This is a genomic window from Ruegeria discodermiae, from assembly GCF_030758345.1.
In the GTDB taxonomy this organism is placed as follows: Bacteria; Pseudomonadota; Alphaproteobacteria; order Rhodobacterales; family Rhodobacteraceae; genus Ruegeria_C.
In genome coordinates this window covers 78000-100416 of record NZ_JAVAMO010000010.1, presented here as the reverse complement: position 1 = coordinate 100416, position 22417 = coordinate 78000, and the positions used below count along the sequence as shown (strand labels likewise).

Here is a 22417-nt window from a genome sequence, read left to right as displayed (position 1 = left end):
GTGTCCAGAGGCTAATTGATCTTTTTTCAGTGTGGGCGTGGCGGTGTTTCGCCAGTCTCCTGCGGCGCATCCTCAGGGGTTTCGGGCTCGGTTGAGGGGACTGCGTAGCTGCCGTTGAACCAGTTGGCCAGATCAAGGTCAGCGCAGCGTTTCGAGCAGAAGGGACGATAGCTTTTACGGGTCTCCTGACCGCAGATCGGACAGCTCATCTCAGCACCTCCGAGACCGGGACGCGTCCGCGTTTGCGTTGCAGTTCGAAATGGCCCAGCGGGGTCCAGCCTGCCAGTGTGGTTTCCTCGCTATCCGCGCGCAGAGCGGCGCGCAGGGCGGATTCAAAGCCGCGCCGGTCTTTCTTCGCCATGGGGGCGAGATCCAGCACGATCTGGCCGCCAAGGCCCCGTATGCGCAGCGCGCGCGGCAGGGCTTTGGCGCAGGCGAAATTGGCTTTCTGACCAGCCGCCAGCGATGTGTCACTGCCGGTATTGACGTCCACCGCGACCAGCGCCCGCGTGGGCTCGATGAAGAGAAATCCGCCGCCGGCAAGCGGGGCGCGGGTAGAGAGCGCGTCGTCAAGCAGATCCAGAACACCATGCTCGGCGAACCCGCCGGGCTGGGTCACAACCTCGGCCGGGTCAGTCCAGTCGCGCCAGGCCTGTACATGCGGGCCGTCCCCGTCTGCCAGTCGCTTCGGCGCGCCTTCGCTATCCTGCAGCACCTGCGCGGCGAGGTCGGCCATCTGGGCGATATCCTCGGCGATTTCTTCCGCGTCGGCGCCCGCGCAAGCCGACCGCAGAATCAGACCAAAGTCGCTTCCGCCCATCTCGTCATGCGCAATCTCCTGCAGGCGATCGCGCTCGTCCTCATCCTTGATGCTGCGCGAGACATTTAGGCCCGGCGCGCTGGGTGTGACGATGGCGTAGCGGCTCTTGAACAGCAGCTTTGCGGTCACAGGGATCGCTTTGCCCGGTTCGGGATAGCCGGTGACCTGCACCGGCAGTGGCGCGCCCGGGGCCAGTCCTTTGACCTGGCGCAGAAAGGCCGGGCCATCGGGGGTGGCCAGGAACATGCCACCCTGACCCTTTACGGGGCGGTCGGCGCGGGCGCGGTAGATCGTGCCGGGCGCGGGCGCATCAGCGGCGATCAGGAAATCGTCCAGCTTGCCATCGACCAGCAGCGCGGCAGCTTCGCGATCCCGGATATGGTCGAGGATGATGGTGCGTCCCTTCATGATGCCTCGCGATAGAGCGGATAGCCCGCAGCCTGCAGCAGACCTGCAGTTTCGGCAAGCGGTAGCCCCACAATGCCGGTGAACGAGCCGCTGATCCACGGGACAAATGCGCCGGCAGGCCCTTGAATGGCATAGGCCCCGGCCTTGCCCTGCCAATCGCCGGTGGCGAGATAGGCGTTCACCTCCGCATCAGAGAGGCGTTTGAATTTCACGTTGCTCACGACATCGCGTTGCCAAAGGCGTGCGCCTCTGCGCAGGGCCACAGCCGTGATGACCCGGTGGCGGCGCCCCGAGAGCGCATAGAGAAACTGTGCCGCTTCGCCCGCATCCTCGGGCTTGCCCATGATACGCTGCCCCAGCGCAACCGTGGTGTCGGCGCAGAGGACGAGGTCATCGTCACCTGCCTCGACTGCCAATGCCTTTTCGCGCGCGATCCGGACGCAATAGGGACGCGGCAATTCGCCCCTGGCAGGGGTTTCGTCAATGTCGGGCGGGCGGGCGGCATCGGGCTGCACGCCAAGCTGGGCCAGCAGGTCCAGCCGTCTGGGGCTGCCCGATCCGAGAATGAACGCCATTGAGGGCGGCGTTACTTGAAGCGGTAGTTGATCCGACCCTTGGTCAGATCGTAGGGGGTCATTTCGACTTGAACCTTGTCGCCAGCCAGAACGCGGATGCGGTTCTTGCGCATCTTGCCTGCCGTATGTGCGATGATCTCATGGCCGTTTTCCAGCTCGACCCGAAACGTCGCATTAGGCAGGAGTTCCTTCACGACACCGGGAAATTCGAGCGTATCTTCCTTGGCCATGTTGTCTCCATTACAGTTTTGCCCGCTCAGATGCAGGCCGTGCGCTTAAATGGTCCCATTTGCGCTTTTTTTCAAGGTACCTTTGCCGGAATTAATCCGATTTCTTGAGCCGGCGTTGCGACCTTGTCCTTCAGGGGCTGACCTGCTCGATGGCGTCGCGGAAAAAACGAACCGGTTCGGCCACGGATCGGTGGTCCTGCTTGCTCCAGTGCTGCCGGTTCAGCACGGCCCCATCCCGGCGCACCTCGGTGATCGTGGCCAAATCAACCTCGGCATAGGTCCAGCCGGGTGTATTCATCTTCCCCTCGGCCAGAACACCGGTTGCTGGAAAGCCCTTGTCGGGTGGCCCAAAGATGCCGCCGGCGCCGGTGTTCATGTCCACCGCCTGTGACCAGTCGTTGCGCCCCACGATCGAGGACATCACGGTCACGCACTGGTTTTCCAGCGCGCGCGCCATCGCCCCGACCCGTACCCGCCAATAGCCCGCAAGCGCTTCGGTGCAGGACGGCACCAGGATGAGATCAGCCTCAGCAAGCGCGCGACCCAGCAGCGGAAACTCGCTGTCATAACAAATCAGGATGCCGATCCGCCCCAGCGCGGTCTCGAACAATTTCAGAGGACCACCGGGCGCGATGCCCCACTCCTCGCGCTCGAACCGGGTCATGATCTGCTTATCCTGATGGTCCCGCAAACCGGATGGCGCGTAAAGCTCGGCGCGGTTGACCGGAAGAGCAGTCGTTTCGACAATTGGCGCCGACGCCCCCAGAATATGCACCCGGTATTCCGCCGCCAGCTTTTGGTGCAGCGCTGCGGCCTTCTCCATCCGTTCAGATACAGCGTGGATCGAGCTGGCCAGATCGTCTGCCGCCTCGGCCCCTGCCAGTGTCGACAGCTCCATCGCGCCGTATTCGGGAAAGACCAGTAGATCAGCGCCCTGCTCTGCAGCCTGTGCAACCCAGGTAGCGATTTTGTCCTCGTATTGCGCCCAGCTGTCGAGCCAGTCGAGCGGATAGGCGGCAGTGGCGACTTTCATTCCGAAACTCCCGGTAAGACGATATCAGAGATCGCGAATCCAGAATTGCAGGTTCTTCGGGCTTTCAGCCTCATCGCCAAGGTCTTTCCACGAAAACTGCGCAACGACACCCGGTAACTGGTGATAACCCCGCTTGGTCCAGAACCCGTCCAGCGGACGGTAATCGGCGGGGCGGGCGGGGTGATCCTTGGGGCGCACGACGCCGCAAAAGGCACATTTTGAGAATCCCAGCTCTCGGGCGTGTTCTTCACGCAGATCGAAGAAGCGATGCCCGATCCCTTGCCCGCGATATTGCGGCAGCAACACCGATTCCGCGCAATAGAAAATCGTGCCGAGATCCAGATCGGTGCCCTCAAAAGCGGCAGAGAAATCGTCGGCATGTTCCAGCAACGCCATCCCGGTGGATCCGCCCACCAGCTTGTCGCCGTCAAAAGCGCCCACAAGAATGGCCGAGGCGGATTCGGCATAAGATTTCAGGTACTCATGCTCGTATTTCAGATCGCCATCATAAAGATAGGGCCAGTCGCGGAACACCTCGATCCGCAGCCGCGCCACATCCTCCAGTGAGTCCACAAGTTTCTGACCGCTCAGCGCTTCGATATGCATGTCTGGCCTTTCTCTCCTGTGATCGATTGCAGACTGACGTCAATCCGAACCGGTCACCTGCTTGGTCCAATCAGCCAGATTGTAATAGGTGGTCACCCGGGTGATAAGCCCATCCGAAAGATCAAAAAACGATCCCGCAGGCAGGCGGTAGGTCTGACCGGTCGCCTCTGGCAGGCCGTCATCGGTCTCCAAATAGGTGCCGTTGACCACATATTCCGCCGCCGCGCGTGTGCCGCCTTCGGCCTCGAACACGACCATATCGGTCAGCACTTCCTTGTAGCAGCGGTTCATATGGGCGCAGAAGGCAGCGAACTGATCCTTGCCGACACGCACCTGCCCCTCGTTCACGTGGTGGGCCACGTCGTCGGACAGGCAGGCCAGCATACCCGCAATATCGCCCGCATTGAACGCCTCAAAATACTTCTTCACCGTCTCTGTCATTGGACCTCCGTCGGTTCGCCCCAGCGGTCTTTCAGATGCTTGATGATCTGATCGCGCGTCTGCCGATAATGGACAAGCTTATCATTGCGGCCCTCGCCCAGACCGGTGGGGTCCATGATCGGCCAATATTCCACATCCAGATGAAAGAAACGCGTCAGTTCCAAGGCCCGGCGCTGGCTGGCCGGAGACAGCGCCACGATCAGGTCGAAAGAGCTCAGATCGTCGCCCCACTGCTCCATCTCGTCGAAGCTGCGCGAGCGATGGCGGCTGAGCTCGACATTCAGTTCCTGGCAAACTGCGATGCAGAACCCGTCGATCTCCAGATCATTATGAACACCGGCGGATTGCACATAGGTGCCGGTGCCATAGAATTTCTTCATGATCCCCTCGGCCATCGGGGACCGGACCGCGTTGTGATCGCAACAAAACAGGATCGACTGCGGCAGCTCCGTCACGCCCTAGCCTCCGAAATGCAGCACGCAGATCAGCGTGAAGAGGCGGCGGGCGGTATCGGTGTCGACCGCAACCTTGCCCTCCAGCCTTTCCTGCAGGACCCGGCTGCCTTCGTTGTGGATGCCGCGCCGGGCCATGTCGATAGTCTCGATCTGGCTGGGCGGCAGGGTTTTGACCGCGTTGAAATAGCTCTCGCAAATCTGGAAGTAATCCTTCACCACCTGCCGGAAGGGGCCCAGCGACAGGTGAAATTCGGCCGCCTTTTCGTCCTCTTCCGTGTTCACGTCGAACACCAAGCGCTTTTCGCGGATCGACAGGTTCACCCGGTAAGGGCCCTCGGGCACGGCGCGGTCATTGCGCGCAGGCAATACGAAGCTGTTATCTTCCAGCAAATCGAACACGGCCACGCGCCGTTCCTGTTCGATTTCGGGCGTTGGTGGCGGCAGACCAGCGTCATCCAGCGCAATATCGACAATACGCGACATGGGCATCACCTGTTGAGTTGATCGAGACGCGCCCGCACGGACAGACCATGCGCCTCAAGGCTTTCAGATTGGGCCAAAGTTTCAGCCGAAGGCCCGATAGCACGAAGGGCTGCCGGTGTCATCTGGCTGAGCGTGGTGCGTTTTAGAAAATCCATCACGCTGAGGCCGGAGGAGAACCGCGCCGAACGGGCAGTCGGCAGCACATGGTTCGGCCCGCCCACATAGTCGCCGATGGCTTCGGGTGTGTATTGGCCTAGGAAGATGGCGCCAGCATGGACGGTCTTTTGCGACAAGGCCTCGGGCTCGGCCACGCAAAGCTCCAGATGTTCCGGCGCGATCCGGTTCGACAGTTCGGCGGCCTCGTCCAGCGAACGAACCGTGATGACAGCGCCGAAATCGCGCCAGGACGCCCCGGCAATGGCGGCGCGTTCTAGGGTTTGCAGGCGCGTATTCACCGCCTCCGCCACGGCACGGCCAAAACCGGCATCATCGGTGATCAGGATCGACTGGGCGCTTTCATCATGTTCGGCCTGGCTGAGCAGGTCCAGCGCGATCCAGTCGGGATCATTGTCCTGGTCGGCGATGACCAGAATCTCGGACGGGCCTGCGATCATGTCGATGCCGACCTTGCCAAACACCCGGCGCTTGGCCGCCGCCACATAAGCATTGCCGGGGCCGGTGATCTTGTCGACCGGGGCAACCGCGTCGGTCCCATAGGCCAGCGCCGCAATCGCCTGCGCCCCGCCGATGCGATAGATCTCATCCACGCCGGACAGTTGCGCCGCCAGCAAAACCAGCGGATTGACCACGCCATCGGGGGTGGGCACCGTGATCGCCAGCCGTTCAACTCCTGCAACTTTCGCTGGGATCGCGTTCATCAGCACAGAAGAGGGATAAGAGGCCAACCCGCCCGGCACATAAAGCCCCGCCGCCGACACCGGCGTCCAGCGCCAGCCCAGCGTCGCGCCGCAGGCATCCTGCCAACTGGCATCTTCGGGCATCTGTTTCTGGTGATAGGCCCGAATCCGATCCGCCGCCAGTTCCAGCGCCGTGCGATCCGCAGCAGTCACATCGCTGACAGCCATGTCGATCTCGTCAGGTGAAAAGGCCAGCGTTTCCGGCGTCAGGTCAAGACGGTCGAACCGAGAGGTCAACTCGATCACCGCAGCGTCGCCACGTTCACGCACATCCGCGATGATATCAGCCACAACCGCATCCACATCCGGGCTGTCTTCGCGCTTGGCGCTCAGCAGCGCCTTGAATTCCGCCTCGAAATCGCGCGCGGTTGTATCCAGAAATACAGGCATCGATTATTCCCCTTTGCCCTGCCCGAATACCCGTGGTTTCGCGCGGCCTCAAGCCTTATGCGCCGCGACGCTTTCCGCGTCCCGAAGGTCGAGCGTATAGAACAGATCGTCCTGCGCTCCGTCGGGCAGGATCACCGCATTGGGGAAACGCCCCTGCCGCTTGAACTCGCAACTCTCATAAAACCGGATCGCCCGAGCGTTGTCGGCGGCGACCGAGAGTTCAAGCTGCCAGATGCCATGTGCCCGAGCATGATCAATCAGCGCCGCCATCAATGCGCGCCCTGCGCCACCGCCTTGGGCTGCAGTTGTCACATAGAAGGGACCGATCGAGCCACGATGACAGCACCGCGCAAACACCTCCGGACGCAGCGCGGCGATCCCCACAGGGTCCGCCCCGTCAAAGGCCGCAAACCGGCCACCCTGATCCAGCAAGCGAGCATCGAGCTCTTTGGGCTGAGCGACGGCTTCCTCTTAAGAGACGATGAAGGCTTCGGGATAAAGCCGCGCGCCCTCGTTTCGAAGCGCGCGCCAGAGGTCCACTTCAGCCGATGTAAGAGCGCGAATCCCAATCATTCCGGATGGGTTGGGGCATACTTTGACGGTGCAATATAGGGCCGGGTCACGTCCTTGAGTGTCGCATCAAGGGCTTCGATGCGCAGCCGGATCGCCCCGTCGCCCGCCAGCGTCAGCACAATCTCACCCGTACAGTCCTCTCCGGGCTCGAACGCGATCGAAAGCAACGACAGGACCATATCGACTTCGCTTCTATCGACACCCTGACTTGCGACCGACAGAACATTATCAAAAACCAGCAGCGCCTGAACACGCTCATAGGCACGCTTGCGGCGCTCAGCGGCGTCGCGATCCTCCCAGCGGAACCGATTCAGCAGGATGGCAAAGCGCCGTTCTTTTGCGCGCCAGGACATTTCGGTGATCGGAAACACCGCGTCCTGCGACAGGGTTGCGATGACCTGCAAATCCTCGGCATCCTGTGCGCCCAGATTCAACGGGGCCTCTCTTCCGTCCTTGAAACTTGCGTCCACCATCACTCTTTGATCCGTTCTATTCTTGCGCCTACGCCTTCCAGCTTGCGCACTACATGCTCATATCCGCGATCCAGATGATAGACCCGGTTGACCACGGTTTCACCCTCGGCCGCCAACCCCGCCAGGATCAGCGAGACCGAGGCCCGCAGGTCGGTCGCCATCACCGGCGCTCCTTTGAGCCGCTGGACCCCCGTCACCGTAGCCGTACCGCCATGCACGTCGATTTGCGCCCCCATCCGTGTCAGTTCCGGCGCGTGCATGAACCGGTTCTCGAAAATCTTTTCCTCCAGCACCGAAATACCCTCCGCCGTGCACAAAAGTGCCATCATCTGCGCCTGTAGGTCGGTGGGAAAACCCGGAAACGGCTCGGTCGTGACATTCACCGCCGACACCCGCCCGTTGCGGCGTCTGACCTTCAATCCCTTGTCCGTTTCGGTCACGTCAATGGCGGCCGCATCCAGCTTTTCGACAAAGGCACCGACAAGGTCTAGCCGTCCGCCCAGCAGTTCGACCTCACCGCCGCAGATCGCCGGAGCCAGCATATAAGTCCCCAACTCGATCCTGTCGGTCACCACCTGATGAGTCGCGCCGTGCAGGCGGTCGACTCCCTGAATTTCAATGGTCGAGGTCCCCTCGCCTGCGATCTGCGCGCCCATCTTGCGCAGGCACTCGACCAGATCGACGATCTCGGGCTCACGCGCTGCATTCTTGAGTACGGTCGTTCCCTTGGCCAGCGTAGCGGCCATCACGATGTTTTCGGTCGCCCCGACCGAGGCGAACCGCATCTCATGCACGGCCCCTTTCAGACCGCCGGGCGCTTTCGCATGCAGGTAGCCGTCCTTGAGTTCGATCTGCGCCCCCAGCGCTTCCAACGCCTCGATATGCAGATCCATCGGTCGCGCGCCGATGGCACAGCCGCCCGGCAGCGACACCACCGCCTGCCCCAGCCGCGCCAGCATCGGACCCAGCACAAGGTTCGATGCCCGCATCTTGCGCACGATGTCATAGTCAGCGGTATGGCTGGTCAAATCGTGGCTCGACATCGCCAGAACCTGCCCATCCTGCAGCGAGGACACCTCGGCGCCCAGCGACTGCAAAAGCAACGTCATGGTCTTGATGTCACTCAGCCGCGGCGCGTTGGTCAGCGTCAGCGGTTCTTCGCTGAGCAGCGTCGCCGGCATCAGCGTCAAACAGGCGTTTTTCGCCCCGGCAATGGGAATCTGCCCATTCAGCGGGCCATTGCCCGTCACAAGAATCGAATCCATCTGCCTTCAGCCTTCTGTCTGCTCGTTTTTATCCTGGCCATCCGCCCGCTTACGCGCCTGCGCCTTACGCCGCGCCAGGTTTGCCTTCAACGCGGATTTCAACCGGTCTTCACGCGATGCATCGGGTTTTTGACGTTCCCGGGATGGTCTTTGCTCTGCCATTCCCTTTCTCTACAGCAGCCACAAAAAACCGTCCAGATAGCCCTTGCGCCGTTGAGCCATTCGGTCTAGAGAGCCGCCCACGATGCTGCTGTAGCTCAGAGGTAGAGCACTCCCTTGGTAAGGGAGAGGTCGAGAGTTCAATTCTCTCCAGCAGCACCATAAAAACCTCATATTTCTCAAAAACTTATGCCCAAGTAGGGGCTTGCGCTTGCCGACTCCTACACAGGAGCCCTACACAGTGACCTTAATCATGCCGACCCCAGCGAAAGACAAAAACAGCGAAAACTACTATCTTCAAGTGCGCGTTCCAGCGGACCTTACGGGAATCGTTGGGCGGGCCGAAGTGTCCAAATCACTCCGCACCCGAGACCCTTCCTAGGCGAAGGAGCAATTCGCAGCCGAATACGCAAAGCTCCAGAATCGGTGGACTGCTCTCAGGGCAATGCCAGAATCCCTCCCACTTAAGCGCCTCGTTGCGCTTTCCGGCAAAGTCTACTTCCGCCTGATGGAGATGCTAGGGTCAGGACGCATTGATTTTCAACGCGCTGCGTGATTCACGGCTTGGAAAACGGAGCGGTGAGATGAGCGATCTTTACTGGCTGACCGACGAGCAGATGGCCAAGCTTTCCCCTTTCTTCCCGAAGTCGCACAGCAAGCCACGGGTCGATGGCAAGAGAGTGCTGATCGGTATTATCTTCATCAATCGCAACGGGTTGCGCTGGCGCGACGCTCCCAAGGAATACGGACCGCATAAGACGCCATACAGCCGATGGAAACGATGGAGCGAAAAAGGCATCTTCGCGCGGATGATGGTCGGCCTGGCAGCCAAACATGGCAAGGAAAAGACCGTGATGATCGACGCGACGTATCTAAAGGCCCACCGCGCAGCGACCAGCATGGCCGCGAAAAAGGGGGGCTTGGACGCCTGATTGGTCGAACCAAGGGGGGCATGAACACGAAGCTGCACGCCATCTGCGACAGCCAGGGACGGCCGCTTAATCTATTCGTCACTGCCGGGCAGATCAGCGATTACATCGGCACGCGGGCGTTGCTCAGCAGTCTGCCAAAAGTCGATTGGCTACTCGGAGACCGCGGCTATGACGCCGACTGGTTCAGGGATGCGTTAAAAGACAAAGGGATACGGTGTCCCAAAAGGGTTCAGAACTTCGATGGGATCCCGGCATTCAAAGGACCATAGCGTAGAGGCGCGTGCCAAGTTGCTTGAGTTTATTGACTTCTTGCCAGGCAGGAAACTCATTTTGAACGGCGATGAATTTGTCGACTACCGAAAGAGTTAGGGCGAGAGCAGACCTCAAAGCTCTACGGAACGAGATTGAACGTCATGGAATTTCAGACAGAGCAGTGTACTGGCCATGACAAAACTTGATCTTCAGCAGCGCGCAAATCGAAGCCAGCTAACCCTCTTCACCTCATTCTCAGAGCCGGGAAGTAATGCGGATGGCAAATCCGAACCGGTCTGGTTTGCACTCAACGAGGATCGACCACTGATGTTCTTCGCGGGCGTCTGGACCAACTGGACAAGCGCGCGCAAAGTAAAGGAAGGTGAGGTCAACGCGGACTTCTACGGCTTTCTGACCATAGAACCGATTGACGTTGTGGGCGCGATTCATCCGAAGGCCATGCCCGTGATTCTGCAAACGCCGGGCAAGGTTGAGACGTGGCTGACAGCACCTTGGGAAGATGCTGGAGCTCTACAACGCGCGCCGCCTGATGGGGTGCTTGAGATTGTCGCCTTTGGCGACGCGACGGACGAGTAGACGCCCCAAGGGCGAGCTAGCTAGGCCGTACCGCGACAAGAACGACATCAAGCTCGTTCTCAAGGTCCTGCAACTTTTTAAGTTTGTCGTCCGTCAGGTTGGCAGTATTGGCATCGATTCCAGCAAGCGCCACCACCGGGCTGCCGATTTCCTTTTCAAGATTCTGAATCGCGTTGAGTTTGTCGGCTTCAAGCGTGGCGAGCGGATAGAGCATGGCATTCTCCTGTCTGATGATAGCAAGTGTAGCCGATTTTTTCGTTTTCAGGGAGCGCCAGCCCAAAGCAGGGACAGAAGCATGGCAGAACCCGAAAATACAACTCAGTTTCATAAGCTTGCGGAGTTTCGCAATACGCGCCCTCTTACAATCCACCCTTCACGGCATTGATATACGTAGAATTCCTGGAATGCAGAGAAGCGACATCTGCCATAGAACCTAGAGGGCAATCGGTGAAATGCCGCCAGCGAAAGCCGCCAGAATCGGTGCGGTTACTGCGAAGCCAGCGCGCAAGTAGTCTACCGCTCCTTCCTGCAATCCTCTCGCCTTCCTCCACTCTAGGGCATTCAGAGGCTCATCAGGTCGTGCACCCTGGCGCACCTTCTCGGCCAACCTTCGCGTACGGCCATCCAGAATCAAGGCTACGGGCAGGTAAAAGCTAAGCATCAAAAGGCTAAAATACGTCCCACTAAAGAGCGCCGATGCGAGGACGAGCGCGCTGTATGCGGCCTGTTCTGTCTCTTTTACCAAAGGGAGCGGCCAGTACATCCAACTCGTCGCAAACAACATGCCGAATGTGAGCACGATGCTGGAGACATATAATTGCTGCCGCATCTGCTTGAGGTTTCCCGCCAAAAGTGCGGCCTGATCTTCAATATCGTCGCCGTCGCGCGTTTCCAGGCAAAGCACCATTCCCACGACAAGTGCACCGACAGAGAGACCGGCAAGAACATTGACGATGTCGATGATACGATTGAACAAGGATATGGCGGGTATTTCGCCACATCGACCCAGAAGCCAGAGGTCATCTGGTCCAACACATCCTGGCAGACCTCCCCGCGACAGCGCAGCCTCAAAGAAGGCAGCCCCCAGTCGATGATAGACCCGCGATCCGTCGGGGTTAATGCTTTGCTGAATTGTCGGGACAAGGGCCAGCAACAATATGATGAGCAGCGTAGCTATGGCCACCACCCTTGTTTTTGGCGCGGTTGGTCGAGCAAGGTTTCGTATCAGCATTGCGACAGCAAAGATTGCCAGGGCGGCGAAGAACCAAGTGGCGGCAAGAAATCTGTGCCGACCCACTGCTTCGAGCCAAGGGCGCTCGGTTTGCAGAATGTCTGTAGGGACATCTATATCTGTGGCGAAGAGATGGTTGGTAATAAGGGTGTTGATCAAAAAGATGAATACCGGAGCGAATGCTATAGCGAAATAGCGCGTTTTCACCTCCCGATAGACTACACCCGGATTTTGCTTCTTGGCCATATTCATGAAGAACAGGTACCACAATTTCGACACCTGATCTTTGGCAAAGTTGATCTACGCTCGTGTCACCATCAACAGCGCGTCACAAGGAAACGACCGGATGTCGAACCGTTTGAAAAGGTCCCATCCGCGTTTAGCTTGTCTCTCATCATTTCGAAACGGCCGTTAGCGCTGCGCCGAATTCGAGCAGCATTGAACACCCCTAGGTCGATGAGCCCCAGTCTTGCAGCTACGGTCAGTCAACACCTGCACAACCGAAGAGCCAATTCCGTGGCGGCGCCTTTATTGAGGCTCCGATAGCGAGCAGAGGTTCCTTGCGGAATGTTCTTCGTTGTCGCATTTGTTTGAGCGTTTCTTGGTTGCATCTTACGTTACGTCGCATTGACTGGCCTGTCTTCTCGGTATGTTGACGTAAACGTAAGACATGTATCGATTTTTTGACTGCCCGGTCAAAAAATGACGCAAATCGGCGGATTCTTCCCCCTTACGACAACAAAGGCTTTTCCTAAATGCGCAGTGTCGCTGTGGATCGCCACTCACGGATTACAGGTCCTTGAGCCACCTACAGCTAGGTTCGGACCAGGTCCACAGCGACAACTTTGAAAGCCCAGTGTTGAAGGAATCTGAAGATGCAAATCAAGTCATTTCTCAACCGCTTTAAAGTGGCGGAACCAGTTCAAACCTCAGCTTCAAATGACGCCGATGAAGCCAATTCGGACAAGAAAGCTAGAGTACCGCTGCTGCAAAAGTCAGAGCTGACATCACTATTCCAGGCTGTGCTTGATGAAAAGCAACGTGACCTGCCTTTGCGACGCGGGTGAATGGTGGGGCGTAGAACTCAACATGCCAACTTGCCGCCCCCTGTTGCTGTTCACTTCTGCCAGGGCGGGCGGTTTCGCGTTGATTATTTGTTTCATGTTTCGACATAATGTGGCCCATATCAGCGCTTAGGCTGAGACAAACCCGAAAACGGGTATGCAGCAGGGGTCGCAGCCGCGCCCCAGAATGAATGACGCAGGCCAAAGCAGATCACCGATGCTTGAATTCGACACTGTCAGCAAGTCCTTCTGGACCGGATCACAGCGCAAGGTGATCCTGGACCGGGTGTCGTTCCGCGTCGAGGTCGGCAAATCGCTGGGCGTGCTGGCCCCGAACGGCACCGGCAAGACCACGCTGATCAACATGATCGCCGGGCTGGAAAAACCTGATGAAGGTACGATCCATCGCGAATGCAACATCTCGTTTCCGCTGGGGTTCATGGGCGGGGTGGTCTCTCGTATCTCGGCGATGGAAAACTGCCGCTACATCGCGCGCCTCTATGGTATGGACCCCGATTATGTCGAGGCCTATTGCCGCTGGCTTTGCGATCTGGATGAGTATTTCGACCAACCGCTGGGGACCTATTCGTCGGGGATGCGGGCCCGGTTTTCCTTTGCGCTGATGCTGGCGCTGGATTTCGACATGTATCTGATCGACGAAGGGATGCCCGGCTCCACCGATGTGGAGTTCAACCGCAAAGCGGGGTCTATACTGGAGGAACGCCTGCGCACCACCACAATCGTGATCGTCTCGCACAGCCCGAAAGTGCTGGAAAAGTTCGCCCGGCAGGCGGCGGTTCTGCTGGACGGTCAGCTCTACATGTTCGACACCTTGGAAGAAGCGAAACAGCTCTATGACTACGAAACCCAAGGCTAGAAAATTCCGCATCCGGCGCACCGATGCAGGCAGCGCAAGGCCCGAAACACCCGAGGTCGCTGACGGCAATGTTGAATCACCGCCACCGGAACAGGATAGCGGGGCGGAAAACATCGCCCAGACCGACATCGCGGCCATCAAGCGCGAAGGTCTGACCGGACGCCAGTTGCGCATGGCGCGGCGCATGGCGCAGAAGCACAACCTGCCTGCCACCTCGGATTATGACGCGGTCCGGCTGCTGCGGGAACGCGGGATCGAGCCATTCAAGCGGCCGAACCTGCTGGAACTTGTGGTGCCACGCGACGAGGAAGCGCCAGACCAGGACCGCCTCTCGGCCAAGGCACGCCAGGACGTGCAATTGCCGCAAACCGTGAAGCCCGGCCAGCAGAACCTGCCAGCCCCGGATATGAGCCCCGCTCAACGCCGGGAAATGGAAATCACCCAGATACAGCGCGACATCGCGCGTCGACGCCGACGCAAGCTGACGATGCTGATGGCGCGACTGGCGTTTTTCGTATTGCTGCCGACCGCCATCGTGGGCTGGTATTTCTACAATATTGCAACGCCGATGTACTCGACCAAGTCGGAATTTGTGATCCTGCAGGCCGATGGCGGTGGTGGGAGTGTTGGCGGGTTGTTTGCGGGAACCCAGTTTGCGACCGGTCAGGACTCGATTTCGGTTCAGTCGTTTCTGGAATCGAAAGAGGCGATGCTGCTGCTGGACCGGGATCGCGGGTTCAAGGCGCATTTCTCGCAACCTTGGGTCGATCCAATCCAGCGCCTCTCGCCGGACGCCACCAATGAAGAGGCCTACAAAACCTATTCGCGGATCGTGACCATCGGATATGACCCGACCGAGGGTGTGATCCGGATGGACGTCACCGCCGCTGACCCTGAAACCGCCACCGAATTTTCCGAGAGCTTGCTTGGTTATGCCGAAGATCGCGTGAATGACCTTTCGGGGCAGAAACGGGATGACCAGATGCGTGAGGCGCGCAAGAGCTTTGAAAGCGCCCAGCAAGAGAGGCGCAATGCGCAGGAGGCTCTGGTTCAACTGCAGATGAGGGGCGCGGTTCTGGATCCGCAGGGCGTGATCGCCGGGCTGCGCGGCCGCATCAACACGGTTGAACTGGAACTGCAGGAAAAGGAACTGCAACTGGCCGCGCTGCTGGACAATACCCGTCCGAACCGCGCCAAAGTCGAGGGCACGCAGGCCGACATCAAGCGATTGCAGACCCTGCTGGACGCGCTGAATGCCGAAATGGTCGATGCCTCGAATGGCGAGAACTCACTGGCGCAGCTGAGCGTGCGGATACAGATGGCGCAGGCGGACCTCGTTTCGCGCGATATGATGCTGCAATCGGCCCTGCAGCAGATGGAGACCACGCGCATGGAGGCGAACCGGCAGGTGCGCTATCTCACCGTGTCGGTCAACCCGGTGCCCAGCCAGGAACCCAGCTATCCGCGCAAATTCGAAAATACGATTTTGGCATTCCTGGTCTTTGCTGGTATCTACCTGATGATTTCGCTTACCGCGTCGATCCTACGAGAACAGGTATCTTCATAGACCATGAAACATGTGCAAGTGGCCGATCTGACTATCGGCAATGACCGCCCGCTGACCATCATCGCGGGCCCCTGCCAACTGGAAAGCGCTGATCATGCGCAGATGATCGCAGGCACCCTGAAGGAGGCTTGCGAGACAGCAGGCGCGCAGTATGTCTTCAAGGGATCTTTTGACAAGGCGAACCGAACATCCGTCAACGCCGCTCCGGCCCTCGGCCTCGAAAATGGGCTGGCGGTCCTGCAGTCGGTCAAGGACGCCATCGGCGTGCCGGTGACAACTGATGTGCATGAAAAGGAACAATGCGCCGCCGTCGCCGAAACCTGCGATATCCTTCAAATTCCCGCCTTCTTGTGCCGCCAGACAGCACTGTTGAAGGCGGCAGGCGCGACCGGCACTGCGGTCAACGTCAAAAAGGGACAGTTTCTGGCCCCATGGGACATGCAGAATGTCGCGGCCAAGATCGAAAGTACGAACAATCACAACATACTGCTGACCGAACGCGGTGTCAGCTTTGGCTACAACCGGCTCGTCGTAGACATGCAATCCCTGCCCGAAATGGGGCGCACCGGGTATCCCGTGATCATGGATGCCACCCATACGGTTGCGCAACCCGGCGGTCTCGGCGGTGCATCGGGTGGTCAGCGCGAATTCGCGCCAGTCATGGCGCGCTCAGCGGTGTCTGTTGGCGTGGCAGGGGTCTTCATGGAAACACATCAGGACCCCGACAATGCCCCCTGTGACGGGCCGAACATGATCTATCTCGATCAGATGCCCGCGCTGATTGCCTCCTTGATGGACTTCGACCGGCTTGCAAAGGCAAACCCAATTCAAATCTGAACACCCAGAGACTTTTGTCATGACCAAACCCTTGCCCGAGGTGTCACCGAACACCTGGAACTTCCTGCGTGATGCAATGATCAAACCCACCGGGTTCCGTGAATATGACGCCCGCTGGAAATACCCTGATGAGATCAACCTGCCCGGCATGACCGCGCTTGGCCTAGGCCTCGGCACCCAGATGCACCGGCGTGGAATTGCGCCGGTGATCGCGGTGGGCAATGATTACCGCGACTATTCCTTGGCGATCAAAAACGCGCTGATCCTGGGGCTGATGCAGGCGGGCATTGAGGTCAAGGATATCGGTCCGGCCCTGTCCCCGATGGCCTATTTCGCGCAGTTTCACCTGGATGTGCCCGCAGTGGCGATGGTGACCGCTAGCCATAATCCAAACGGGTGGACCGGCGTCAAGATGGGGTTTGAGCGCCCGCTGACCCATGGGCCGGACGAAATGGCGGAACTGCGCGATATCATTTTGAACGGTGAGGGCCAGCCTCGCACCGGCGGGTCCTATGAATTCGTCGATGGCGTGCGCAAAGCCTATATCGATGATCTGGTCGGAGATTTCCGCATTTCGCGCCCGCTGAAAGTGGTCTGTGCCACCGGCAATGGCACCGCCTCGGCCTTTGCGCCCGAGATTTTCCAGCGCATGGGGGTGGAGGTTGTGCCCAGCCACAACACGCTCGACTACACCTTCCCCCACTATAATCCAAACCCCGAAGCCATGGAGATGCTGCATGACATGGCCGATTCTGTGAAAGCCAGCGGCGCCGACCTTGCGCTGGGATTTGACGGGGATGGCGACCGCTGCGGCGTGGTGGATGACGAGGGCGAAGAGATATTCGCCGACAAGGTAGGCGTGATCATGGCCCGCGACCTGGCGAAACTGTATCCTGGCGCGACCTTCGTGGCGGATGTGAAATCCACCGGGCTCTTTGCCTCGGACCCTGAACTGCAGGCACATGGGATCAAGGCCGATTATTGGAAGACGGGTCACAGCCACATGAAACGCCGCGTAAAAGAGATCGGCGCGTTGGCGGGGTTCGAGAAGTCAGGCCACTACTTTCTCGCCGAACCCATCGGGCGCGGCTATGATTGCGGAATGCGCGTGGCGGTCGAGATCTGCAAGCTGATGGATCGCAATCCGGGCAAATCCATGTCGGATCTGCGCAAAGCGCTGCCCAAAACCTATTCCACACCCACCATGTCACCATATTGCGCCGATACCGAGAAATACGATGTGCTGCGACGTCTGGTCAGCAAGCTGGAGGCACGCGCCGCCGAAGGTGGCACTATGGCCGGCCGCAAGATCGCACAGGTCGTGACCGTCAACGGCGCTCGGGTGATCCTGGACAACGGGGCCTGGGGCCTCGTGCGCGCCAGTTCCAATACGCCCAATCTGGTGGTCGTCTGCGAAAGCCCCGAAAGCGAGGCCGAGTTGCGGGCGATCTTTGCCGATATCGACGACGTGATCCGCACCGAGCCATTGGTGGGGGAGTACGACCAGACCATCTGAAGACCCACACTTGCATCGGGGGCCCTGCCCCCGTCGCAAAATAGGAGAAACGGTCAATCCCCTCCGAACAGCTTCAACAGGCCCTTCTTCGCTTCCTCTTCCAGCTTGTTCTTCAAAGCTTTTTCGACGTCCGCAGTGTTTTCGACAGGCGCGTCCAGTTCTTCGCCCAGTTTACCATGCAGCGCCTTTTTGGCGGTGTCTGCGACCTTGTCCAATTCCGCCTCCGCCGCAGCCTCGATTACTTTTTTCAGATCCGGCCTGATCGACGGGTCCGACCAAGGCCCATTGATCCGGATCGGCACCTCGCGCCCTTTGCCGGAATTCGCGCGCAGCAGAACAGGCGTGAAGAGATAGTCGATGTCGCGGGCACCAATGCCAATCCGCCCCTTCCCGTCAGCGCGGTAATTGTCGAGTTTCAACAGAAGGTCCTGATTGTCCAGATCACCATTTTCCATGGTGAAGCTGGCCGTCAGGCTGTTGAACACGGTGGTGCCGCCCGTGCGGGTATGGCCGTCCATCAGGCGGTGCAGATCAAAGCCCGAGATCACCCCCTTACCCATGCTGATGCTGCCCGATCCTGACAGCGAGTGCATGATCTGATCTTCGGTCTGCCCGACGCCGAGAAACTTCAACTTGCCAGAGGTCTGCCCCGAAAACCGGGTGACATCCGCAAGCGCGCTCAGCGCCTGGTTCAGGTCGATATCCTGTGCTGTCAGGTCTCCGCCTACGGACAGGCCACTGCGGTTATTGGCGACCAGACGCCCGCTCAACAGACCGGAAAACACCGAGACCTCTTTCATCCTGAGTACGGCGCGGGAGCGCTCGATCTTGAGAGTCACCTGGGTCTTGCCCAAATCGAATTCCGGCAGTTTAACCGCTTGCGCTGTCAGGTTTATCGTTGCGTTGGCAAGCCCGAGTAAGGAGGCATCGATCGGGGAGGTCGACCAACCGGTGCTCTGACCGGAGGACGCAGCGCCGCCACCGCCGGAGGATGCCGTTGCGGTCGGAGCGGTCTTTGAGAAGTCCAGCGTACCCGCCCTTAGATTGGCCGTGATATTGGGTTTGGCCGCCAACTGCACATCTGCGCCGCCTTTGATCTGATTACCATCCAGCTTCAGCACCATTTTGCGTAGGGACAGGCGGCCGTCATTTGTATAGGTTGCCTTACCCTTAAAGCTTGCGGCCCGGCCCAGGCCCCGCGGAATGTCGATCCCGCCCTGCCCTAACGCCGCAAGCAGGCGCGGGGTGTCAGTACTGGTCACAACCAGATTACCCTCCGCATCCCCATCGCGCGAGAACCGGCCATCGAAACCGACCGAGCCCGCGCTGGTTTTTATGTCGAGGGTGACGGGCGAGGCGCTGCCAGCGTTCAACAGCTGCGGTTTTGCGATTTCGGCTGTGATCGCGAGAGGATCGCCGCCAAGGGACAATGCGAGCTCCAGATCGAGGGGGCCATCGGCCAGTGGCCAGCGCGCCGTCAGGTCGACACCCGTCTGCTTGAAATCGACCTTCCCATCGCGGGTATAGATCAGCTGCGCATCGCTCAGAACAAGCTTTTCCAGTGAGAAATCCGCGGCTGTTTGTTCGTCTGTTCCCGAGCCTGATCCGGTCCCGCTACTGGGCGCACTGGAACTGACCACATGCGGCTTCGACAGATCCCAATTCGCCTTGTCCCCCTGCACATCCAGCCGCAGAACCGGTCGATCCGCCAGCAATTGCTTGATCCGGATCGTACCCGTGAGCAGATCGGGTGCGGAGACCCCTACCGACAACCGGTCGGCGCTTAGCATGGGTCCGGATGTGGCCCAGGGCGCGTTGGCGATGGTGACCGGCCCGCTTTCCAGCCCCAGAACCGGCCAGAACGAGACTTTTACCTTGCCGTCGAAGGTCACCTCGCGCCCTGTTTCGGCGCGGATCTGGTCAGCGGCAATCTGCGCCAGTTTCTCGCCCGGCAACAGCAGCAACACGCCAATCACAAGACCCAGAACCGCGACAACAATGAAAACGATACGAAACAACCAACGCATGCTCTGTTCTTCCCCTTCTGGCTGGGTTTTTCGAACTATGGCAAGGGCCGCAGCGTGGTGCAACGTTTGCACGTGTGCTCCAACGCCTCTATACGCGCGAGCATGAGCACAAACCCACCCGATCTCCGCCCCGATCTTGCCCCCGCAGCCCGGATCGCCGACACGCCCCGCGCGGGCCAGCCGACCATTGGCATGGTCTCGCTTGGCTGCCCTAAAGCCTTGGTGGACAGCGAACGCATTCTGACCAGACTGCGCGCCGAGGGTTACGGCATCTCGCCCGATTATTCCGGGGCCGATGCGGTGATCGTGAACACCTGCGGATTTCTCGACAGCGCCAAGGCAGAATCGCTGGATGCGATTGGTGAGGCGCTGACCGAAAACGGCAAGGTGATCGTGACCGGCTGTCTGGGGGCAGAGCCGGACTATATCCGCGAGCATCATCCGCGCATTCTGGCTGTAACCGGCCCGCATCAATACGAACAGGTGCTGGACGCCGTGCATGGGGCGGTGCCACCCGACCCGGACCCGTTTGTCGACCTGCTTCCTGCTTCGGGTGTAAAGCTGACACCGCGCCATTACAGCTATCTCAAGATTTCCGAGGGCTGTAATCACAAGTGCAAGTTCTGCATCATCCCCGATATGCGCGGACGCCTGGCCAGCCGCCCGGCCCATGCGGTGCTGCGCGAGGCCGAAAAGCTGGTCGATAACGGCGTCAAGGAGTTGCTGATCATCAGTCAGGACACCTCGGCCTACGGTCTGGACCGCAATTATGACGTGAACCCGTGGAAAGACCGCCAGGTGCGCAGCCATATCACCGATTTGGCACGCGAGTTGGGACAGCTCGATGCCTGGGTGCGACTGCATTACGTCTATCCCTATCCCTTTGTGCGCGACCTGATTCCGCTGATGGCCGAAGGTGGCGGTCTGCTGCCGTATCTCGACATCCCGTTTCAGCATGCCCATCCGGATGTGCTGAAACGCATGGCGCGACCCGCAGCTGGCGCCAAGACGCTGGACGAGATCGCCGCCTGGCGCGCGATCTGCCCCGATATCACCCTGCGCTCGACCTTCATTGTCGGGTATCCCGGCGAGACCGAGACGGAGTTCCAGACCCTGCTGGACTGGATGGACGAAGCGCAACTGGATCGTGTCGGTTGTTTTCAATACGAGAACGTGGATGGCGCGCGCTCCAACAACCTGCCCGATCATGTCGCCCCCGAACTCAAGCAGGAACGCTGGGAGCGGTTCATGGAAAAGGCGCAGGCGATCTCTGAGGCCAAGCTGGCGGCGAAGGTTGGGCAGAGGCTGCAAGTGATCGTGGATGAGGTGGATAGTGAGGCCGCGACCTGCCGCACCAAATCCGACGCCCCCGAGATCGACGGCAACCTGTTCATCGACGAGGGGTTCGAGGAGCTGAAACCCGGCGATATCGTGACTGTCGAGGTGGACGAGGCCGGGGAATACGACCTCTGGGGCCGACTTTCGGCCTAGGTCTGCGGCCCCTTTCGGGGCCGCCAAGCTGTTAGCTTGCGGGCAGGATGACCTTGTCGATCACATGAATGACCCCGTTTTCGGCCTCGATATCCGGAGTGACAACAGTAGCGTCATTGACCATGACGCCATTGTCGAGATCGATGGTCACGGTGCCGCCCTGGACGGTCGCGGCGGTCATGTCGTCGGCCAGATCACCTGACATCACTTTGCCGGGCACAACATGATAGGTAAGAATAGCAACTAGCTGATCCTTGTTTTCCGGCTTGAGCAGGGTTTCCACCGTTCCCTCGGGCAGCGCGGCAAAGGCCTCATCCGTGGGGGCGAAGACAGTAAACGGCCCATCGCCCTTGAGCGTGTCGACCAGATCGGCGGCCTGCACGGCGGCGACGAGCGTGGTGAACGATCCCGCTCCGGCGGCGGTGTCGACAATATCCTTGGCGTGCCCTCCGGCAAAACCGGCAGTGGTCATCAGAATGGTGGTCGCGGATGCGATAGCAAAATTGCGGAACATGGTCGGTCCTCTTGAGTTGAGACGCTTCGTGTGCATCACAACCGATACGGGCCGAACGGTGGTGCGGTTCAGTCCCTATTGCGGAAGAAATCACTTGATCCCAAGAACACCAGCGCTAAGCCGCAGGGTCGGTCATCCTCCAATCACAAAGATGTGAAGCGCCTGCTCAGGCGAATGTCACGTCAAAGGCTGTGATCGACCACATAGGCGGCGAGCTCGGCATCGCCATCCGCCTTTTCCCACATCAGAACCCGCAATTCATGCCCGCCGTCGAACAGGCCGTAATGGTAGTCGGAATAGACCCGCAATACCTGCGTGTCCTGATCCACAAGGGCCGACCGGATATTGGATGAGAGTTCGGGATCATCCACGTGATAAGGTGCCCACGCGTCCATGTTGCTTTGAAGGAACGACACCCTGTCCTCGATCCCGGCCTCGCTCAGGAAGCCCAGAACCTCGGATGTCGCAACGGGCTGCCCATCGGCCTGAAGCTGCCAGACCGTCTCTCGGGAAAAGCGCTCAAACTCCGACGAAAACGGATCGGCCGCGTAAACGGATGCTGCCGCGCCAAACATCAATGGGATGCTGCCCTTTACTACCAATGAAATCATATCTGCCCCTGCTACTCTTCTTTAGGTTGTCATGACCCAATTTGTTTAAAAAGTAGTGAATTCCCAACTTGAG

26 protein-coding genes, 1 tRNA gene and 2 pseudogenes are annotated in these 22417 nt (G+C 59.4%); 10 read left to right on the top strand and 19 right to left on the bottom strand.

All coding sequences use genetic code 11. The features are described from left to right. Positions 1-26 precede the first annotated feature (26 nt). The 14 genes and pseudogenes from Q5Y75_RS18990 to Q5Y75_RS18925 all read right to left on the bottom strand — a co-directional run bounded on the left by Q5Y75_RS18990 (position 27) and on the right by Q5Y75_RS18925 (position 8831). Positions 27-209: a DNA gyrase inhibitor YacG gene (locus Q5Y75_RS18990; protein WP_306200487.1), complete on the bottom strand. Its 183-nt coding sequence runs from the start codon at positions 207-209 to the stop codon at positions 27-29. Further along, positions 206-1228, bottom strand: a complete 1023-nt coding sequence (locus tag Q5Y75_RS18985) for a ribonuclease E/G (protein ID WP_306200485.1) — start codon at positions 1226-1228, stop codon at positions 206-208. The genes Q5Y75_RS18990 and Q5Y75_RS18985 overlap by 4 nt, the downstream gene beginning before the upstream one ends. Then, positions 1225-1803 carry a Maf family protein gene (locus Q5Y75_RS18980; RefSeq protein WP_306200484.1) on the bottom strand — a complete coding sequence of 193 codons (579 nt, stop codon included), beginning with the start codon at positions 1801-1803 and terminating at the stop codon, positions 1225-1227. Before Q5Y75_RS18980 ends, Q5Y75_RS18985 begins: the two co-directional genes overlap by 4 nt. A gap of 11 nt (positions 1804-1814) precedes the next feature. Then, the gene (infA, locus tag Q5Y75_RS18975) at positions 1815-2033 is read right to left on the bottom strand and encodes a translation initiation factor IF-1 (RefSeq protein WP_005978431.1); all 219 of its coding nucleotides are present in this window, start codon (positions 2031-2033) and stop codon (positions 1815-1817) included. Positions 2034-2163: 130 nt separating this feature from the next. Beyond that, positions 2164-3066 carry a carbon-nitrogen hydrolase family protein gene (locus Q5Y75_RS18970; RefSeq protein ID WP_306200482.1) on the bottom strand — a complete coding sequence of 301 codons (903 nt, stop codon included), beginning with the start codon at positions 3064-3066 and terminating at the stop codon, positions 2164-2166. 24 nt (positions 3067-3090) lie between these two features. Beyond that, complete coding sequence (locus Q5Y75_RS18965) at positions 3091-3672, bottom strand: GNAT family N-acetyltransferase (protein ID WP_306200480.1); 582 nt, start codon at positions 3670-3672, stop codon at positions 3091-3093. A gap of 39 nt (positions 3673-3711) precedes the next feature. Further along, complete coding sequence (locus Q5Y75_RS18960) at positions 3712-4113, bottom strand: ketosteroid isomerase-related protein (RefSeq protein WP_306200478.1); 402 nt, start codon at positions 4111-4113, stop codon at positions 3712-3714. After that, a complete protein-coding gene (locus Q5Y75_RS18955) occupies positions 4110-4568 on the bottom strand; it encodes an arsenate-mycothiol transferase ArsC (protein WP_306200476.1) in 459 nt (152 codons plus the stop codon). The genes Q5Y75_RS18960 and Q5Y75_RS18955 overlap by 4 nt, the downstream gene beginning before the upstream one ends. 3 nt (positions 4569-4571) lie before the next feature. Further along, the gene (locus tag Q5Y75_RS18950) at positions 4572-5051 is read right to left on the bottom strand and encodes a UPF0262 family protein (protein WP_306200474.1); all 480 of its coding nucleotides are present in this window, start codon (positions 5049-5051) and stop codon (positions 4572-4574) included. Between the two features lie 5 nt (positions 5052-5056). Next, positions 5057-6358, bottom strand: coding sequence for a histidinol dehydrogenase (hisD, locus tag Q5Y75_RS18945; RefSeq protein WP_306200472.1), 1302 nt, complete (start codon positions 6356-6358; stop codon positions 5057-5059). Between the two features lie 48 nt (positions 6359-6406). Next, a pseudogene (locus tag Q5Y75_RS18940) lies at positions 6407-6805 on the bottom strand (GNAT family N-acetyltransferase); the annotation flags it as partial. A 122-nt stretch (positions 6806-6927) separates the two neighbouring features. Further along, positions 6928-7404, bottom strand: a complete 477-nt coding sequence (locus Q5Y75_RS18935; protein ID WP_306200470.1) for a DUF2948 family protein — start codon at positions 7402-7404, stop codon at positions 6928-6930. Continuing rightward, a complete protein-coding gene (murA, locus tag Q5Y75_RS18930; protein ID WP_306200468.1) occupies positions 7404-8669 on the bottom strand; it encodes a UDP-N-acetylglucosamine 1-carboxyvinyltransferase in 1266 nt (421 codons plus the stop codon). The genes Q5Y75_RS18935 and murA overlap by 1 nt, the downstream gene beginning before the upstream one ends. Before the next feature lie 6 nt (positions 8670-8675). Beyond that, complete coding sequence (locus tag Q5Y75_RS18925) at positions 8676-8831, bottom strand: hypothetical protein (protein ID WP_306200466.1); 156 nt, start codon at positions 8829-8831, stop codon at positions 8676-8678. A gap of 84 nt (positions 8832-8915) precedes the next feature. On the opposite strand from Q5Y75_RS18925, the gene Q5Y75_RS18920 reads away from it, so the two are divergent. The 4 genes and pseudogenes from Q5Y75_RS18920 (at position 8916) to Q5Y75_RS18910 (ending at position 10609) form a co-directional block, all read left to right on the top strand. After that, positions 8916-8990, top strand: a tRNA-Thr gene (locus tag Q5Y75_RS18920). A gap of 91 nt (positions 8991-9081) precedes the next feature. Then, positions 9082-9210 carry a DUF6538 domain-containing protein gene (locus Q5Y75_RS28560; RefSeq protein WP_371933290.1) on the top strand — a complete coding sequence of 43 codons (129 nt, stop codon included), beginning with the start codon at positions 9082-9084 and terminating at the stop codon, positions 9208-9210. Between the two features lie 202 nt (positions 9211-9412). Then, positions 9413-9975, top strand: a pseudogene (locus tag Q5Y75_RS18915) (IS5 family transposase); the annotation flags it as partial. Between the two features lie 229 nt (positions 9976-10204). Continuing rightward, a complete protein-coding gene (locus Q5Y75_RS18910) occupies positions 10205-10609 on the top strand; it encodes an SOS response-associated peptidase family protein (RefSeq protein ID WP_306200464.1) in 405 nt (134 codons plus the stop codon). A 16-nt stretch (positions 10610-10625) separates the two neighbouring features. On the opposite strand, the gene Q5Y75_RS18905 is transcribed toward Q5Y75_RS18910, so the two are convergent. Both Q5Y75_RS18905 and Q5Y75_RS18900 read right to left on the bottom strand, forming a co-directional pair. Further along, positions 10626-10823, bottom strand: coding sequence for a hypothetical protein (locus tag Q5Y75_RS18905; protein ID WP_306200462.1), 198 nt, complete (start codon positions 10821-10823; stop codon positions 10626-10628). 219 nt (positions 10824-11042) lie between these two features. Further along, positions 11043-12110, bottom strand: a complete 1068-nt coding sequence (locus Q5Y75_RS18900) for a hypothetical protein (RefSeq protein WP_306200461.1) — start codon at positions 12108-12110, stop codon at positions 11043-11045. 605 nt (positions 12111-12715) lie between these two features. Between Q5Y75_RS18900 and Q5Y75_RS18895 the strand changes: the two genes are divergently transcribed. From Q5Y75_RS18895 to Q5Y75_RS18875, 5 genes are all read left to right on the top strand, one after another. Further along, positions 12716-12907, top strand: a complete 192-nt coding sequence (locus tag Q5Y75_RS18895; RefSeq protein WP_306200460.1) for a hypothetical protein — start codon at positions 12716-12718, stop codon at positions 12905-12907. A 214-nt stretch (positions 12908-13121) separates the two neighbouring features. Beyond that, a complete protein-coding gene (locus Q5Y75_RS18890) occupies positions 13122-13781 on the top strand; it encodes an ABC transporter ATP-binding protein (protein WP_306200459.1) in 660 nt (219 codons plus the stop codon). Then, on the top strand, positions 13759-15348 hold the full coding sequence (locus Q5Y75_RS18885) for a KpsE/RkpR family capsule polysaccharide export protein (protein WP_306200457.1): 1590 nt from the start codon (positions 13759-13761) through the stop codon (positions 15346-15348). Before Q5Y75_RS18890 ends, Q5Y75_RS18885 begins: the two co-directional genes overlap by 23 nt. A 3-nt stretch (positions 15349-15351) precedes the next feature. Next, positions 15352-16185 (top strand): 3-deoxy-8-phosphooctulonate synthase, encoded by an 834-nt coding sequence (gene kdsA / locus Q5Y75_RS18880; protein ID WP_306200456.1) that lies wholly within the window; start codon positions 15352-15354, stop codon positions 16183-16185. 19 nt (positions 16186-16204) lie between these two features. Then, a complete protein-coding gene (locus Q5Y75_RS18875) occupies positions 16205-17701 on the top strand; it encodes a phosphomannomutase/phosphoglucomutase (protein WP_306200455.1) in 1497 nt (498 codons plus the stop codon). A 53-nt stretch (positions 17702-17754) separates the two neighbouring features. Here the strand turns inward: Q5Y75_RS18875 and Q5Y75_RS18870 are convergent, their stop codons facing one another. Further along, positions 17755-19728, bottom strand: coding sequence for an AsmA family protein (locus tag Q5Y75_RS18870; protein WP_306200454.1), 1974 nt, complete (start codon positions 19726-19728; stop codon positions 17755-17757). Between the two features lie 102 nt (positions 19729-19830). On the opposite strand from Q5Y75_RS18870, the gene rimO reads away from it, so the two are divergent. Beyond that, entirely contained in the window at positions 19831-21219 is a 1389-nt protein-coding gene (gene rimO / locus Q5Y75_RS18865) for a 30S ribosomal protein S12 methylthiotransferase RimO (protein ID WP_306200452.1), read from the top strand. A gap of 31 nt (positions 21220-21250) precedes the next feature. On the opposite strand, the gene Q5Y75_RS18860 is transcribed toward rimO, so the two are convergent. Both Q5Y75_RS18860 and Q5Y75_RS18855 read right to left on the bottom strand, forming a co-directional pair. Next, the gene (locus Q5Y75_RS18860) at positions 21251-21733 is read right to left on the bottom strand and encodes a fasciclin domain-containing protein (protein WP_306200450.1); all 483 of its coding nucleotides are present in this window, start codon (positions 21731-21733) and stop codon (positions 21251-21253) included. Positions 21734-21915: 182 nt separating this feature from the next. Continuing rightward, positions 21916-22344, bottom strand: coding sequence for a hypothetical protein (locus Q5Y75_RS18855; RefSeq protein ID WP_306200448.1), 429 nt, complete (start codon positions 22342-22344; stop codon positions 21916-21918). Positions 22345-22417 lie beyond the last annotated feature (73 nt).